Annotated in this window: 15 protein-coding genes and 2 pseudogenes; 7 read left to right on the top strand and 10 right to left on the bottom strand. The window is 70.2% G+C overall.

Annotation, left to right across the window (positions count from 1 at the left end):
- The first annotated feature begins 19 nt into the window (after positions 1–19).
- Positions 20–1,015 (top strand): ribonucleotide-diphosphate reductase subunit beta, encoded by a 996-nt coding sequence (locus tag PSH03_RS14490; RefSeq protein ID WP_238689448.1) that lies wholly within the window; start codon positions 20–22, stop codon positions 1,013–1,015.
- A 323-nt stretch (positions 1,016–1,338) separates the two neighbouring features.
- Here the strand turns inward: PSH03_RS14490 and PSH03_RS14485 are convergent, their stop codons facing one another.
- Positions 1,339–1,566, bottom strand: coding sequence for a GntR family transcriptional regulator (locus tag PSH03_RS14485; RefSeq protein WP_184186009.1), 228 nt, complete (start codon positions 1,564–1,566; stop codon positions 1,339–1,341).
- Between the two features lie 483 nt (positions 1,567–2,049).
- Positions 2,050–2,964, bottom strand: coding sequence for a MerR family transcriptional regulator (locus tag PSH03_RS14480; protein ID WP_210785021.1), 915 nt, complete (start codon positions 2,962–2,964; stop codon positions 2,050–2,052).
- Between the two features lie 118 nt (positions 2,965–3,082).
- Between PSH03_RS14480 and eno the strand changes: the two genes are divergently transcribed.
- A complete protein-coding gene (gene eno / locus PSH03_RS14475) occupies positions 3,083–4,348 on the top strand; it encodes a phosphopyruvate hydratase (RefSeq protein WP_238689437.1) in 1,266 nt (421 codons plus the stop codon).
- A 9-nt stretch (positions 4,349–4,357) separates the two neighbouring features.
- Here eno and PSH03_RS14470 read toward each other — a convergent pair.
- The 4 genes and pseudogenes from PSH03_RS14470 to PSH03_RS14455 form a co-directional block, all read right to left on the bottom strand.
- Positions 4,358–4,564, bottom strand: a pseudogene (locus PSH03_RS14470) (low molecular weight phosphatase family protein); the annotation flags it as partial.
- A 132-nt stretch (positions 4,565–4,696) separates the two neighbouring features.
- On the bottom strand, positions 4,697–5,050 hold the full coding sequence (locus PSH03_RS14465) for a TraR/DksA family transcriptional regulator (RefSeq protein ID WP_210785023.1): 354 nt from the start codon (positions 5,048–5,050) through the stop codon (positions 4,697–4,699).
- 514 nt (positions 5,051–5,564) lie between these two features.
- Positions 5,565–5,702, bottom strand: a pseudogene (locus PSH03_RS32865) (acyl-CoA dehydrogenase family protein); the annotation flags it as partial.
- Between the two features lie 207 nt (positions 5,703–5,909).
- Positions 5,910–6,857, bottom strand: coding sequence for an ion transporter (locus tag PSH03_RS14455; RefSeq protein ID WP_210785025.1), 948 nt, complete (start codon positions 6,855–6,857; stop codon positions 5,910–5,912).
- Between the two features lie 451 nt (positions 6,858–7,308).
- On the opposite strand from PSH03_RS14455, the gene PSH03_RS14450 reads away from it, so the two are divergent.
- Complete coding sequence (locus tag PSH03_RS14450; protein ID WP_238689436.1) at positions 7,309–7,668, top strand: hypothetical protein; 360 nt, start codon at positions 7,309–7,311, stop codon at positions 7,666–7,668.
- Between the two features lie 33 nt (positions 7,669–7,701).
- Here PSH03_RS14450 and PSH03_RS14445 read toward each other — a convergent pair whose 3' ends face one another.
- Together PSH03_RS14445 and PSH03_RS14440 are read right to left on the bottom strand one after the other, a co-directional pair.
- Positions 7,702–8,166 carry a GNAT family N-acetyltransferase gene (locus PSH03_RS14445; protein ID WP_238689435.1) on the bottom strand — a complete coding sequence of 155 codons (465 nt, stop codon included), beginning with the start codon at positions 8,164–8,166 and terminating at the stop codon, positions 7,702–7,704.
- Positions 8,167–8,333: 167 nt separating this feature from the next.
- Entirely contained in the window at positions 8,334–9,191 is an 858-nt protein-coding gene (locus PSH03_RS14440; RefSeq protein WP_210785027.1) for an SDR family oxidoreductase, read from the bottom strand.
- A gap of 96 nt (positions 9,192–9,287) precedes the next feature.
- Here PSH03_RS14440 and PSH03_RS14435 point away from each other — a divergent pair, with 96 nt between their 5' ends.
- Positions 9,288–9,683 (top strand): winged helix-turn-helix transcriptional regulator, encoded by a 396-nt coding sequence (locus PSH03_RS14435; protein WP_210785065.1) that lies wholly within the window; start codon positions 9,288–9,290, stop codon positions 9,681–9,683.
- On the opposite strand, the gene PSH03_RS14430 is transcribed toward PSH03_RS14435, so the two are convergent.
- Positions 9,680–10,633, bottom strand: coding sequence for a DMT family transporter (locus PSH03_RS14430; protein WP_238689434.1), 954 nt, complete (start codon positions 10,631–10,633; stop codon positions 9,680–9,682). The genes PSH03_RS14435 and PSH03_RS14430 overlap by 4 nt on opposite strands.
- Between PSH03_RS14430 and PSH03_RS14425 the strand changes: the two genes are divergently transcribed.
- Complete coding sequence (locus PSH03_RS14425; protein ID WP_238689433.1) at positions 10,632–12,020, top strand: aminotransferase-like domain-containing protein; 1,389 nt, start codon at positions 10,632–10,634, stop codon at positions 12,018–12,020. The two genes, PSH03_RS14430 and PSH03_RS14425, sit on opposite strands and share 2 nt — an antisense overlap.
- A gap of 39 nt (positions 12,021–12,059) precedes the next feature.
- Here PSH03_RS14425 and PSH03_RS32670 read toward each other — a convergent pair whose 3' ends face one another.
- Positions 12,060–13,022, bottom strand: a complete 963-nt coding sequence (locus PSH03_RS32670; protein ID WP_305076084.1) for a helix-turn-helix transcriptional regulator — start codon at positions 13,020–13,022, stop codon at positions 12,060–12,062.
- Between the two features lie 422 nt (positions 13,023–13,444).
- Here PSH03_RS32670 and PSH03_RS14415 point away from each other — a divergent pair, with 422 nt between their 5' ends.
- Both PSH03_RS14415 and PSH03_RS14410 read left to right on the top strand, forming a co-directional pair.
- Positions 13,445–14,107, top strand: a complete 663-nt coding sequence (locus PSH03_RS14415) for a hypothetical protein (RefSeq protein ID WP_238689432.1) — start codon at positions 13,445–13,447, stop codon at positions 14,105–14,107.
- Between the two features lie 233 nt (positions 14,108–14,340).
- Complete coding sequence (locus PSH03_RS14410) at positions 14,341–15,852, top strand: CehA/McbA family metallohydrolase domain-containing protein (RefSeq protein WP_210785031.1); 1,512 nt, start codon at positions 14,341–14,343, stop codon at positions 15,850–15,852.
- Positions 15,853–15,875: the final 23 nt, after the last annotated feature.

Here is a 15,875-nt window from a genome sequence, read left to right as displayed (position 1 = left end):
CGACACGAGGACCACGCACATGCTGCTCGACCCCGGGATGGACCTGACTCTCCGCCCGATGCGCTACCCGCACTTCTTCGACCGGTTCCGCGACGCGATCCGCAACACCTGGACGGTCGAGGAGGTCGACCTGCACGCCGACCTCGCCGACCTGGGCAAGCTGTCGCCGGCCGAACGGCACCTGGTCAGCCGGCTGGTGGCGTTCTTCGCCACCGGTGACACGATCGTCGCCAACAACCTGGTGCTCAACCTCTACCAGCACGTCAACAGCCCGGAGGGTCGCCTCTACCTGTCCCGCCAGCTGTTCGAGGAGGCCGTGCACGTCCAGTTCTATCTCAACCTGCTCGACACGTACGTGCCCGACGAGGCCGAACGCTTCGAGGCATTCGCGGCCATCGAGAACATCCCCTCGATCCGTCGTAAGGCCGAGTTCTGCTTCCGGTGGATCGACTCGCTGAACGACCTGCGCGAGCTGCGGTCCCGCGAGGACCGGCGCACGTTCCTGCTCAACCTGATCTGCTTCGCCGCCTGCATCGAGGGGTTGTTCTTCTACGGCGCGTTCGCCTACGTCTACTTCCTGCGCTCTCGCGGCCTGCTGCACGGCCTCGCCTCGGGCACCAACTGGGTGTTCCGCGACGAGTCCATGCACATGGCGTTCGCGTTCGACGTCGTCGACACCGTTCGTGCCGAGGAGCCGGACCTGTTCGACGACGACCTCGCCGACCAGGTTCGCCGGATGCTCACCGAGGCCGTCGAGTGTGAGGTGCAGTTCGCCGAGGACCTGGTGGGCCACGGTGTGCCCGGTCTGACGTTGGCCGACATGCGGGAGTACCTCCAGCACGTCGCCGACCGCCGCCTCGCCCAGCTCGGCATCGCGCCGCACTACGGGTCGAGCAACCCGTTCGGCTTCATGGAGTTGCAGGACGTGCAGGAGCTGTCCAACTTCTTCGAGCGGCGGGTGTCGGCGTACCAGGTCGGGGTGACCGGCACTGTCGCCTTCGACGACGACTTCTAGGCGGCAACCTCAACCCACGCGTTGCCCCTGAGGAACGCCCCGTCCGCGCCGATCTTGCAGTTTCGGTTGCCGATATGCGCGCAATGCTCTTTATGTCGCGACAGGAAGTGCAAGATCGCGGGGAAGGGGCGTTCCAGTCACGTCGATCATGGAGTTGTGGTGCCTGATTGGTGTTGTGCAGGCACTTTGTCACCCACCACAACTCCGAGATCGACGAGGCGGTGCGGTGTTGGCTAACAGCCACTCCGTCTAAACCCGACGGTGCTGAACTGCTTCTCATCAATTGATCAAGGAAGCGGCGCGTGATCAAGGAAGCGGCGCGCTCAGCTCTGGGCCTCTGCGACGTAGACACCTTTGCCTGGATGGCCCTCTACCAACTCCCGGTCTTTGAGGATCGTCATGACCCGGTTGATCGTGGAGATGTGCACGCCGTACTGTTCGGCCAGCTCGCGGGTGGACGGCAGCTTCTCGCCCGGAGCAAGCTCACCCGACTTGATTTTTCCCGCGATCTCGTTGGCGATTCGCCGGTAGTCCACTCGCTCGGTCGGCATGGGTCGATCTCCGTAAGGTTCCCTGGTTTCGGCAGCCCAATCTGATCACGAGGGGACCTGTTCCAACAAGTTCCACGAAGCATCTTGACCTACTCCTACAAGTCGGAATAGGTTGCAGCTAGGTCGCGTTCCCTGGTTTCGGCAAACTCCTGGGTTCTCGGCCGCACACCCACCTGGGGGAGCGCGGCAGATGGTCGCTGCCCCCAGGTGGGGCCAACGTCGTGAACGCGGGAGGGTGCCGCCGTGCCGATCGATGAACCGGTAAGTCGGGCAGACGAACTGTTCGCCGCGATGCGGACGCTTGATGCTCATGGACTCGGGCACTTGACCAGCCGTGGCGTTCAGGCGGCCGCCTCGAGTGCGCGAGTCCGAGCGAATGCCGTCAGCTCGATTGGTCGTTGGGTGTTGTGGCGGACGCCGCATCGATCATGTTGCAGAAGTAACGATGGACGCCGAGCAGTGCGGCGAGTTCGACGACGACTTCTAGGCGGCAACAGATCCGGGGCCCTGGCGTCGCTTGGTGAGCCACCGCATCACGTGCAGGGGGTGCGACGCCGGGTCCGGGATCGGGTGGAAGACGTGTTCGATCTCGCCGTCGGCGACGATCAGGGTCAGTCGTTCGTAGAGCGTCATGTCGCCCGCGGTGCGGGTCGGCAGCCGCAGCGCGTCGGCCAGGGTCAGTCTCGGGTCGGGGATCAGCGGGTAGGGCAGCCGCAGTCGGTGCGCGAGTTCACGCTGGTACCCGGTCGACTGCGCGGACAAGCCGTACACCCGGGCGGCGCCGGCCGCGCGAAGCTCCGCGTGGTGGTCGCGGAACCAGGCGGCCTGCTCGCTGCTGCCACGGGCGCCGTGGATCTCCAGCAGCCCGTTGGGCAGGTCGACGCCCGGTCGTCCGGTCAGTGGGTAGACGAAGATGACGCTGCGCCCAGCGCCGAGCGCGCCGAGATCGACCGGGCGGCCGTCGGTGCCGTAGAAGGACAGCGGTGGCAATGTGACGCCGACCAGCGCGGCGGGGTCGGCGCCTTCGGCGGGACTGCCGGGTACGACCTGGGTCGCGGCGGCGTCCAGGCGGGCGTCCAGCGCGTCCCGCTGGGCGGTCAACTTGCCGATCCGTTCCTGGAGGTTGGTGATGGTGCTGCGGTACGTGGCCACCGCCGCCGCGCACACGTCGGTGTCGTCGGAACCATCGGCGATCGACTCGACGAATGGGCGGGTCTCCTCGACGGTGAGGCCGAGCGCCATCAGCTCGCGGATCTGCGCCACCAGCCGCACCGCGACCGGGTCGTACTCGCGGTAGCCGTTGCTCAGCCTCCGGGGTACGACCAGCCCGGCCGACTCGTAGTACCGCAGTGCCCGGACCGTGGTTCCGGTCCGGCGTGCCAACTCACCCACCCGCATCCCGCGACCCTAAACCCGCACCCCGGGGTACGGGTCAACGTGTCCATCGTCGCGGTGTCAGGCCCGCCGTTTCCTGCCAGTCTGGCTGCGAAAAGGCAGCTTGAACAGGGAGTGTGTGATGACGGCAATCAGTCGGGTGTGGGCTCGGCAGATCCTCGACAGCAGGGGCAACCCGACAGTGGAGGCCGACGTGGTCCTCGCCGACGGGTCGACCGGTCGGGCGGCCGTGCCGTCCGGCGCGTCGACGGGGGCGAACGAGGCGGTCGAGCTGCGCGACGGGGACCGGACGCGTTTTCACGGCAAGGGCGTCAGCGGGGCCGTCGCCGCCGTCAACGGCGAGATCGCCGACGCGGTGCTCGGGCTCGACGCGGAGGACCAGGCCCTGATCGACGAGACGATGATCGCTCTCGACGGTTCCAAGGACAAGGGTCGACTGGGCGCCAACGCGATCCTGGCGGTGTCCCTGGCGACCGCGAAGGCGGCGGCGTCGGCCCACCGGCAGCCGCTGTACCGCTACGTTGGTGGCGTCGGCGCCCGCCTGCTGCCGGTGCCGATGATGAACATCATCAACGGTGGCGCGCACGCCGACAATCCGCTCGACTTCCAGGAGTTCATGATCGCCCCGGTCGGAGCGCAGACGTTCGCCGAGGCGGTCCGGATGGGCGCGGAGGTCTTCCACACCCTCAAGGCGTCACTGGCCGCGGCCGGGCACAACACCAATGTCGGCGACGAGGGCGGCTTCGCGCCGAACGTCACGGACGCCGGCGAGGCGCTGCGGTTCGTGCTGCGCGCCATCGAGGACACCGGTTACCAGCCCGGCGTCGACGTGCGGATCTGCCTCGACCCGGCCAGCTCGGAGTTCTTCCGCGCGGGTGTCTACGACTACGTCGGAGAGGGACGCCAGCGCACCGTCGAGGAGCACATCGACTACCTGCTCGACCTGGTCTCCCGCTACCCGATCAGCTCGATCGAGGACCCGATGGCCGAGGACGACATCGCCGGCTGGAAGCGGCTGACCGCGGTGGCGGGGGAGCGCGTGCAGCTGGTCGGCGACGACGTCTTCTGCACCGACGTCGAACGGCTGCGCGACGGGATCGACGGCGGCTACGCCAACGCGATCCTGGTCAAGGTCAACCAGATCGGCACCCTCACCGAGACCCTGGCGACGGTCGACGCCGCGCACAAGGCGGGGTACCGGGTGGTGATGTCGCACCGATCCGGGGAGACCGAGGACACCACGATCGCCGACCTGGCCGTGGCCGTCGGCTGCGGTCAGATCAAGACCGGCTCGCTGTCGCGCTCCGACCGCACGGCCAAGTACAACCAGCTCATCCGCATCGAGGAGGAGCTCGGCGAGCGCGCCAGCTACGCCGGAGGCCGCTGAGGGGTGCAGGTCGTCGGGCTTCCAGTCCTCGTAACGTTTGCCGGGGAAGACCGGGCAGGTGTCGCCGTAGCCCATGGTCACTATGACGTCGGACGACTCGGCGGTGGCGTACTCCAGGAGGTTGGGGGGTTTGGTCGGTGATGTCGATGCCGACCTCGCGCATGGCCTGGACGACGGCGGGGTTGACGGTGCGGCGGGGGCGGAGCCGGCGGAGCGCGGCATCTCCGGAGGGGCTGCGGTCCGCGCCGATCAGCCTCATCGCCGTCGACGCCGCGCCCGCAGGAGGTTGTTGCGCCAGCTGATCAACGGATACGCGGTGCCTGCCGCCCTCGCGGCCGGCAGGCGCCGTCACCGTCGGCTGGCGCAGTCGACACACGTACGCGCGGACGGGCGGGCGACGAGCCGCTCGGCGGGAATCGGACGGGCGCACCGCTCGCACACGCCGTAGCTGCCGTCGTCGACCCGTCGCAGCGCGACGTCCAGCTCGGCCAGGCGTCGGCGGGTGGCGTCCAGGACGGCGGTGAGCTGCGCGCGTTCGAAGGCGATCGTGCTGCCCTCGGGGTCGTGCTCGTCATCGGCGTTGGACGACCGGGACGCCTCGAAGAGGCTCCGCAGGTCGCCGTCCAGGGCGGTGGCCTGGGCCTCGGTCTGCTCGCGCAGCCGCAGCAACTCCCCGCGGACCGCGCCGGAATCCCTCTCCATGACCGTTCCACAGTACTGCTCGCCCACATGAAGTTGCGGGAGTGCAGGGCGGAGAGCGCCGCCGCCTCGTCGGGCCGGAACCCCAGGCGGACGAGCCGGCGCTGACGGCCCTGATCCATCGCGTGTTGCAGAGCCTGCACCCGGTCGAAGCCGGCGGCCACGTCCTCCGGATGCCAACCACCCGCCGCGAGCACCATCAGCGCGTCGAAGACATCCGCGTTGAGCCCCGCGGTGTCGACAAGCGCGTCGTGGCGGCGGTGATCGCGGGTCAGCGGAAGGCTCGACCAGACGTAGCTGTTGGCCTCGCCGGCCGAGGTGACCCAGCTCTTACGGGCGTCGAGGCGGACGGTGTCGTCGTCGGCGGCCGTCGCGGTGCCGGTCGGCGACCAGAAGTGGCTGCGCGAGCCGTACTCGGAGAACGCCAAGTGGTGAGGTGATCGCCGGTGGCGATGGCGGCGCGGACGTCGTGCGGGCCCTGCGCCTCGATGACGGCGGTCGCCGCGTAGTGCATGAGCACCACCATCGCTGTGGACCCGCACTCGGCGGCCAGCCGCTCGATCACCTCGGCGACCACCCGCATGCCGTGGCCGGCGCCGCCGACCTCGGTCGAGGAGGCCAGGCCGAGCAGACCCGCTGCGGCGAGAGCGTCCACACCCGGATGAGGGAAGGCCCCATCCCGGGGCGACGATCGGCGCCTGCGGGCGGATCACGTCGTCGATCACCGTGCCGAGCGTGTCCGTGGGATCGGTGGCGGTCTGGGCATTGCCGACACTGGTCGTCATGCCGGTACCCCTTCAGGCAGGCCGATGGGACCGCCGTCGGCACTATCGGAACCCGTAGACGCAGCGCGAGCGTCGGATCACCGTCTGACGCGGGCGTTGTCCCGGTGGGGTCGCCCGTGCCCGTCGTCCCGGTCGATGCGCAGCTCGCGCTCCAACTCGGTGATGACCGCCCGCAAATCGTCCAGCCGTTGGGTGAGCGCGATCCGGTCCACCTCGTCCGGCACGCCGTCGCCGTCCTCGTCGTACCCGGGAGCCAGTCGCTCGGTCATCTCCAACCGGCGCGCCTCCTCCATGGAGTTCACGATGACCGCGATGAGGATGTTGAGCAGCAGGTTGACGGTGATGACCACGTAGCTGACGTAGTAGAGCAGCGTCCATGGTGAGATCGCCATGCCCTGCTCGATGAGGTCCGGCAGCGTCTCCAGCGACAGCAGCACGAACAACGTCAGCAGCGATCGGCCGATGTCGCCGTACTCCTCCGGATACCTGTTGCCGAAGATCAGCCAGCCGGCCATGCCGTACACGTAGAGCGTCACCACGGCCAGGGCGAGGAACCCGGTGACGCCCGGCAGGCTGCGCCACAGCGCGGAGACGATGGTCCGCAGACCCGGTGAGAACCGCACCAGCCGGACCATGCGGGCGACCCGGACGACCCGCAGCAGCGCCGGGTCGCCGTGCAGGCCCGGGATGAAGATCGCCGCGATCACCACGAAGTCGAAGACGTTCCAGCCGTGCCGGAAGAAGTCCTGCGGGCGTCTGCCGTAGGCGGCCAGCCGGACGGCGATCTCGACGACGAAGACGGCCCGGAAGAACAGCTCCAGCCCGTGCAGCGCGGTGCCCGCCGGGCTCAGATCGTCGTACGTCTCCAGGCCGAGAACGATGCCGTTGGCGAGGATGACCACGACGATGGCGATCTCGAAGGGCCGTGACCGGGCGAGCCGGTCGCAACGGTCTGTCCAACCCGAGCGGTGCGGTGGCGGTGTGGACGGAGCACCCCGCTGGGCGGGCACGGGTGCGTCACTCACCAGTCGGCCGGCTCGATGAGGCGCGCCGGGGCCGGGGCCCACCTCCGGCCGTCGTCGTGGCGGTGCGGATGGTGTGCGGGCATGCCCACCAGCCTAGCCAAGATCAATGACGCTGCGCGACAGTGCCGTTCGTGCAGCGTGACTCCGTTCGCTGCGCGTCGGCGCGATCCGTGCGGCGACGACACAAATCGGAACGCCGTTTGCGATTCACAGTGGATCAGTGAGTGACGCAGCCGCGAGCGGCCCCGACCGGCAGCCGATCTGGAGCAGGCCCGAACGTGGCAGCCGCGGCCCCGCTCCGGCGCACAGCCGGGGCGGCATCGTCGTGGCCGCCATCACCCTGACCGCCTCGGCGGACCTGTGGTTTCTGCCGTTTCTCCCCGCACCTCGACTAGGTTCTCGATGGTGAGCGGGACCAGGCGACCCCGCGCCGACTGCGGGAAGGTGCGCGATGTCCGACTCTGATCTTGCTGACCTGCGCCAACGGGCCAAGGACGGTGACCGGGACGCGGTCGACCAACTCGTCGAGCTCGCGGGGGAGCGGGGTGACCTGGTCGAGTTGCGTCAGCTGGCCGAGGACGGCAACGCCGACGCGGCGGCCCAACTTGTCGAACTCGCCACCGAACTCGGCGACACGAACGAGCTGCGGCGTCTCGCCGACCGGGGCGACCGGGACGCCGCCGACCAACTTGTCGAGGTGGCCGCGGAGAGGGCGGACGTCGGTGAACTGCGCCGGCTCGCCGACGGCGGGAACCGGGACGCGGCCGACGTCCTGGCCGAGCTCACCGAAGAGCAGAACGAGGCGGAGTAGTCGGCCGGCACGCGGGAGCGCCCGCAGCCGGTGTCACGTCGCGGCGGCGAGGTATCGGCGGTAACCGAGAGCGGACTGCGCGAACCCGATGGACGCGTAGAACCGGTGGGCGTCGGTGCGCGCGGCGTTCGACACCAGTTGGATCTTGTAGCAGCCGGCCGCCGTCGCCTCGTCGAGCGCCGCCAGCATGAGGGCCCGGGCGACCCCACGACGGCGCCAGCCGGGCGCGACCACCACGTTCTCCACCACCATGTACGGTCGCGCGCCGTGGGTGAGGTTGGGGGCGACGAGGGTGTCCAGGGTGCCCACGAAGGTGTCCCCGGCGACGGCCAGCAGGAGGCGGCGGCCGGCTTGGGCGTGCAGGTCGCGCCAGGCGGTGGCGAGCCGGGCGGTGTCCGGCCGTGCGTCGTCGGGAGCGAGTTGCCACAGCACGTCGAAGACCAGTTCGGGGTCGTCCTGTGCCACGGCGGCGCGGACGACGAAGTCCTCGGCGCTCACCGGGCCGAGGCCGCAGTGTCCAGTTCGGACCGCACGACCTGCCGTGGCGGCCCGACGGGCCGGGAGGGCTGCCTCACCATGCCGTCGAGGATACGTGCGCGGCTTCACCGCGTGGCGGGCGACGGCGACCGGACGCCCCCGCCGCCCGCTTCGGCGATGGATCGGGTTCAGGCCCGCGCGGCCCGGATGGCGTCGCGCAGCGGGGTGCTCGGCCGGCCGAGCAGCCGGCTGAGGTCGTCGCTGTCGGTTGCCAGCTCGCCATTGGCGATCGAGTGGTCGAGCGCGGCGACGAAACCGGCGGTGCCCGCGTCCAGGCCGACGTTCTCCAGGGCCGAGGCCAGCTCGGCGGCGGACATGTCCTGGTGGACGACATTGGTGCCGGTCGCCTCGGTGACGGCCTCGGCCAGCTCGTCGAAGGTGAAGGCGGTGCCGCCCAGTTCGTAGACGGTGTTGCCGTCCTCCTCCCGGGTCAGCGCGGCCACGGCCGCCCCCGCGTAGTCGGCGCGGGTCGCGGCGGAGATCTTGCTGCCGCCGGTGGCGCCGAGGATCGTGCCGGACCCCAGGTACTGCGGGAGCTGGTCGGTGTAGTTCTCGGTGTACCAGCTGTTGCGCAGCACGGTGTAGGTCAGACCGGACGCGGCGAGGACCTCCTCGGTGGCCTTGTGCTCAGGGGCGAGCGGGTTCGCCGTGGTGTCGGCCTTCAGGATGCTGGTGTAGACGAGACGCTCCACCCCGGCGAGCTTGGCGGCGTCGATGACAGCTGTGTGCTGCGCGACGCGCTGACCAGGAGTGTCGCCGGAGATGAGCAGCAGGCGGCGTACGCCGGCCACGGCACCGGGCAGCGTCGACGGGTCGTCGTAGTTGGCCTTGCGGATCTCGATCCCGCGCGCGGCCAGGTCGGCGGCCTTCTCCGGGCTGCGGACGATGGCGGCGATCTCGGCGGCGGGCACGCCGCTGTCGAGCAACTGCTCGATCACCAGGCGGCCCAGCCGGCCGGTGGCGCCGGTGACGGCATAGGTGGGCATGGGAACCTCCGGCGGGTAGGAGAGAAGCAGTAAGCACTTACGAATCTACAGCACTAACCAATGGGCGGCGTGAGATAGGCTGGTGAGGTGAGCGACATGCCGGCCCAGGACCCGGCGGGGCCTACCCAGGAATTCGTCAGCGATGTCTTCGCGCGGGGTTGCACCTCCCGTGCGGCCTTCGAGGACGTCACCTCGAAGTGGGCCTCGCTGGCCCTGTTGGCGCTCGGCGAGGGCCGCTACCGGTTCAACGCGCTGCGTCGCCGCATCGACGGGGTCAGCGAGCGGATGCTCTCCCAGACCCTGCAGACCCTCGAACGCGACGGGATGCTCACCCGCGAGGTGCTCACCGCGATCCCACCGCGCGTCGAATACTCGCTGACCCCGCTCGGTGCCCGGGTCGCCGAGCAACTGCGTGGCCTCGCCGACCTGCTGGAGGCATCGGTGCCCGAGTTGCAGACCGCCCGCGACAACCGCGAGCGCGACCGGGGCTAGGACGATCCCGCGCCGGCCTCGCGTCGCGCCACCACCGTCCGGGGGTTCTGGCGGATGCGCTGGGTCGCCACCACGCATCCCAGCACCACCAACGCCGCCGCGATCGAGGCGGGGGAGACCACCTCGCCGAGCAGCAGCGCCGACCACCCCAGGGTCAGCACCGGCTGGGCGAGTTGGACCTGGCCCACCTGCGCTATCCCGCCCCGGGCCAGGCCCGCGTACCAGGCGAAGAAGCCCAGGAACATCGAGACCCCGGTGAGGTAGCCGAACGCCGACCAGCCGAGAGCGTCGGCCCGTGGCGGACCGGCGGCGGCAACCACAGTGACGGGAACGGTGACGGGCAGCGAGAGCAGCAACGCCCAGCAGATCGTCCGAGCGCCGCCCAACTCGCGGGCGAGCGCGCCGCCCTCGGCGTAGCCGAGGCCGCAGAGCACGACCGCCGCGAGCAGGAACAGGTCGGGCAGGCTGAGGGCCCCGCGTACCGCGCCGCTGGCGCCGAGGAAAGCGAGAACCGCCAGCAACCCCCCGGCGCTCACGATCCAGAACAGCGGCGGCGGGCGTTCGCCGGCCCGCAGTACCGCGAACACGGCCGTCATCGCGGGCAGCGCGGCGATGACGACCGCGCTGTGCGCGGAGGTCTGGGTGAGAAGCGCCATCGAGGTGAACAAGGGAAAGCCGACGATGACTCCGAGGGCGACGACCGGCAGCCGTTGCCACTGACCGCGGGTGGGCCGCGGTGCGCCGGTGAGACGCAGGTACGTCCATGCCAGCAGCCCCGCGCCGACAGCCCGGCCGAAGGCGACGAACCACGGATCGAGTTGCTGCACGGCGATGCGGGTCGCCGGGAGCGACAGACTGAAGCCGAGCACGCCCAGGGCGCCGAGGCCGAGCCCGACGATCCGATCCGCTGTTACCGTGTTTCTGGCAGTAGCGCTACTCTTGTCCCTCATGGAAAACGGTAACGCAGCGCAACGCGTTATCCAAGATCTGCGCGGTCTCGCGGCCGTCGCCGGTCCCGGTGCCCGGCTGCCCTCGATACGCGAGCTGACCGCCCGGCATCAGGCCTCGCCGGTCACCGTCGCCGAGGCGATCCGGCAGTTGGCGGCCGAGGGGCTGATCGAGGCGCGACCCGGCCGAGGCACCTTTGTGGCCGCTCCGCCGGACGAGCCGGGCGTACCCGACCTGTCCTGGCAGACCGTCGCGCTCGGGCCCCGTCGGTTCGGCCAGGACGAGATGCAGGAGCTGTTGGCGCTGACGCCCGACGGAACGATCCCGCTGTCCGGTGGCTACCTCCACGCGGACCTACAGCCTGCTGCTGCGCTGGGCGGCGCCCTCACCCGAGCCGCCCGCCAGCCCGCGAGCTGGCAGCGTGGGCCGGTCGAGGGTCGCGCGGACCTGCGCGCCTGGTTCGCCCGCGAGGCCGGGGCGGGGCTGCACGCCGAGGACATGGTGATCTGCCCCGGTGGGCAGGCCGCCCTGTCGTCCGCGATGCGCGCGCTCGCCGCGCCCGGCGACGCCCTGCTCGTCGAGTCGCCGACCTACCTGGGTGCGTTGGCCGCGGCCCGTGCGGCCGGGCTGCGGGTGGTGCCCGTGCCGGCTGACGCCGACGGGGTACGGCCCGACCAACTCGCCGCCGCGTTCGCCCGCACCGACGCCCGGCTCTTCTACTGCCAGCCCCTGTACGCCAACCCGCACGGCGCGACGCTGGCGGAGCACCGCCGGGCGCAGGTCGCCGAGGCCGTACGCGAGGCCGGGGCGTTCCTGATCGAGGACGACTACGCCCGTGACCTCACCATCGACGATCCGGCCCCGCCACCACTGGCCAGCGATGATCCCGACGGTCACGTCATCTACCTGCGCTCGCTGACCAAGTCGACTGCCCCCGGGCTGCGCGTCGCCGCCGTCGGAGCCCGTGGCCCCGCCGGGGCGCGACTGCGCGCTGCTCGGCTGCTCGACGACTTCTTCGTCGCGGGACCACTGCAACAGGCGGCGATCGACTTCCTCACCTCTCCGGCGTGGTCGCGGCATCGCCGGGCACTGCGCACTGCCCTCCGGACACGCCGTGACGCGTTGTTGACCGCGCTACGTCGGCATCTGCCAAGCCTTGTTCCACAGTCGGTCCCACGTGGCGGCATGCACCTCTGGGTACGCCTCGCTGCCGGAACCGACGACGTGGCACTGGCCGCTGCCGCGGCGGCCGAAGGCGTCGCCGTCTTCCCGGGCCGGCCCTGGTACGCGGCCGAGCCCTCGGCCCCGCACCTGCGCCTCACCTATGCGGCAGCCGCACCCGAACTCATGGACGAGGCCGTTCGACGCCTCGCCCGCGTCCTGCGTTGAACACCGGGCGCCTGGCTGGTTGGCGTCTGCGCGCGGGTCTCAGGTGTTCAACGTCTCGCGCGGCGGCACGCCGAAGCTGGCGTGGTATCGCGCGGTGAACCTGCTGTGGCTGGCGAATCCCCATCGACTGGCGATCGCCGAGACCGTCTCCTGGCGCGGGTCGGCGCGTACCAGGTCGTGGTGTGCCCGGACGAGCCGGATCCGCCGCAGGTAGGCCATGGGGGTGGTGCCGAGGTGTCGGCGGAAGGCGAGTTGCACCGCCCGGAGGGAGACGCCGGCGGCGCCGGCGATGTCGGCGGCGCTGATGTCCCGGTCGGCGTGCTCCTCGAGAAATGTGATCGCCCGTCGGAGCGTGGCGGTGGTGGCGTCGTTCCGGTCCGCGGCGGTCGGTTCGGTGAACGCGGTGTTGGGGAAGACCGCGAGCGCCGCCGCGGCCAGCATCCGGGCGGCGTTGCCGATCACCAGCGACTGTGCCCCGGCAGCCGGGCTGTTCACCACGACGTCGCGGACGAAGCTGGTGGTGTTGCGCCATTGCCGGGCGAGGGCCGTGCTGGCGGCACCCAGCTCGGTGAACTCGATCCGACCGGGCCGGCGGGCCGGCGCGGTGGTGGCCACCTGCGCCAGCACCGACAGGTCCAGTACGCAGAGCTCCACCTCACCGGGATGCCAGTGGACGGTGCACGGCTCCTCCGGCCTGGTGACCAGGAAGACCTCCCCGGGGCCGAACCGGTGGGCCGATCCGGCGCAGGAGCGATCGACGTGCGCGGTGCGGGTGCGACCGATGACCAGCCCGCCGAGGGTGCTGGCATCGATCTCGAGGTGCCCGGTCTGGCGGGTGGTGGCGATGGCGAAGGGGCCGGTGTCGGCGCGGTGGTGGGTGAGCCGGTATCCGTTCCTGCTCTGAATGCGCAGTCTCGGGTCGTACGTGGTGGACAGGAATTGCTGGATGGCCGCCGGGTCACGGCTGTCGAACTGGTGGGTCTGCACTGGCGATGACGTCATCCGCTGTCTCCGTCCGGTGGAGGTGCCGCCGGGTGCTGGAACGGGTGCCGACGGCAGGTTCGGGACGTGCCGGGGTGCTCGGCGGTGACCCGGCACGTCGTTGGCCGGTGGCGCGGTGGGATGGAACGTCGCGAGCGGGACGGCAGCGACCGGTTGAGCGTGTCGGATCTGGTCTGACCATTCACTGACGCTGAAACGCAATATCTGTAGATGGGAATGTCACCATACGACAATCGCCTACGTGCCGTCCTGCTAATCACTGCGATGTGTCGGCAGCTCGACTTCGTTTTCCGGCTAGCGCGCCAAATGGTTCTGCGCCTGCTGTCCTAGCCACCCGCGCGACCGACAGCGAAATCTTGTTCATGATTCGTCGGAGGATGACCGGGTCACTGCCGGGAGGCCGGCCCACGGAGGGGGAAGCGTTGGACAGTACCGATCCTGACCGCGTCGTTCGGCTGGCCGTCGCCGAGGCGCTGGCCCGGGTGGCGGACGAGGACAGCCTGGGTCTGGGCGAGGGGGACGCGCTGCAGAGGCTCGGGCGTGGGCTCCGTGAGGTGCTGCGCCGCGCACTCGACGACCGGGTGCCACTGACCACGCCGGAGTTCGTCGACCTCTGCCGCGACCTGGGTCTGCACCGTGAGGCCTTCGACCTGCTGGGGCACTACCTGATGACCGCGTTGCTGACCCAGCAGGTCGGACCGGACGCCCTGATCCGCGTCGGGGTGCTCTTCGGCACCGTCGGGCGTTACCTGCCCGGTGCCCGTCCGGTGGCCCACCGCAACGAAGGTCCCGCGGCACGGCGACGCGACGTGCGCTCGGACAACAGCGTCGTCGGCCGGTACCGCCGCGCCAAGCTGCCGGAGCACCTGCCCAACCCGCCGAGCTGGACCTGCACCGGATGCGGCCGCGAGTGGCCCTGCGCCACCAAGCAGAGCCAACTGCTCGCCGAGTTCGGTGGAGCGCGCGCCTCCCTCGCGGTCTATCTCGGCTCCTGCCTCGTCGCCGCCGCTCAGGACCTGCCCACGTTGCCGTTGCCCCGGGTCCGGCTCCGATTCCTGGGCTGGCTGCCGCGCGCCCGGATCTGACCGCGCCGCCGGGGACACCGGTCGTCCGGTGCCCTGACCCGGACACGTCGGTGCCGGTCCCGACTGGACACCGCGCGAGCACGGGGTGACCCGCTGCTGCCCCACCCGGCGTTGCGCGCAGGTCGGGGCAGGGTGTTCATCGTGCGCACCAGCTGCGTACGACGGCTGTTCACCGCCTTCTCCGAGGCTCCTTGATCGAAAGAGCATTCGCTTGATCGAGGAGAGGCTCTCAGGTGAGAGACAAGCATCCCGAAGAGACCGAGCACGCGCAGCTGTCCCGGCGCAAGCTGGTCAAGTACGCGGGCGTCGGCGCGACGCTGGCCGCGGCCAGCCCACTGGTCGGGGCCGGCGCGGCCTGGGCCGACGAGGACCGCCGGCCGGGTGACGACGACAAGACCGACCGGGGCAACTCCAAGAACCGGGCGTGGCGTGCGGGCGACCACCACATCCACTCCGAGTACAGCGGCGAGTTCGACACCACGAAGTCCCCGATCGTCTTCCACAAGGGCGCGGACGCGGTCTACCCGATCGTCACCAACGCCATCATGGCGAAGAACTTCGGCCTGACCTGGGCGATGTGCACCGACCACGGTGGACCGACCCACTCGAAGGTGAACATCGAGCAGGCGTACCCCGACCTGCTGCGGTCCCGCAAGCTGGTCCCCGAGGTGCTCCAGTTCTGGGGCATGGAGTTCGACGCGCCCTCGCTGGACCACCACACGCTGATGATCCCGCGCCACGAGGACGAGGCGAAGCAGCTCTTCGAGCTGGAGAGCCGGTTCGCCAAGTACGACGCGTTCCCCACCGACCCGGCCCGCGACACCGAGGCCAAGATGGTGGAATTCCTCAAGGTGGCCCGGGGCATGCCGCACAAGCCGCTGGTGATCGCCCACCACGCGTCCCGATCGGCGCCCGGTCTTGGCGTCTACGGTCAGGACACCCCGCGCGAGTTCCGCAACGGCAACAACGCCGCGCCGGACGTCTACATCGGCTTCGAGGGTGCGCCCGGTCACCAGGCCGCCCCGCTCAACGGTGGCAAGCGGGGCGGCTACGGCAACCACCCCACCTACGGCGGCTTCGACCAGATGACCGCCCGGGTCGGCGGTCTGTGGGACTCACTGCTCGGCGAGGGTCGGCGCTGGTGGATCACCGCGACCTCGGACTCGCACGTGCACTGGACCCGGGGCGGCTCCGACTTCTGGCCGGGCGAGTACAGCAAGACGTACGTGCACGCCCGCCAGGACTACGGCGACATCATGGACGGGCTGCGCAACGGCCGGATCTGGGTCACCACCGGTGACCTGATCCGCAGCCTCGACGTCACCGCCACGTCCCAGGGCAGGACCGCCGAGGTGGGCGAGACGATCACGGTGAGCCGTCGTAGCCGTACCGATGTCGAGATCGAGATCACCTTCCGCCCGCTGGGTGGGGTTAACGCGAACGGTGACCGGCCCGAGGTCCGCCGGGTCGACCTGATCGTCGGCCAGATCACCGGCCCGAGCGCCAGCCTGGACGCCGACACCAACCCCACCACCACTGTGGCGGCCCGGTTCGGCCCGCGGGACTGGCGTCGGCACGGCGACAGCTACGTCATCCGGCACACCTTGCGCAATGTCGAGGCGGACACCTACGCACGGGTGCGTGGCACCAGCACCGACGAGGCCGAGCCGCTCGCCGACGGGCTGGAGAGCCCGTGGGACGACCTGTGGTTCTACTCGAACCCGGTCTTCGTGCACGTGCGCTGACCCGGTGCGGTAGCGACATCGCG

The sequence above is a fragment of the Micromonospora salmantinae genome, assembly GCF_022230905.1.
In the GTDB taxonomy this organism is placed as follows: Bacteria; Actinomycetota; Actinomycetes; order Mycobacteriales; family Micromonosporaceae; genus Micromonospora; species Micromonospora salmantinae.
Note: the sequence above shows the minus strand (reverse complement) of the source record. Positions and strands in the feature narration are given on the sequence as shown.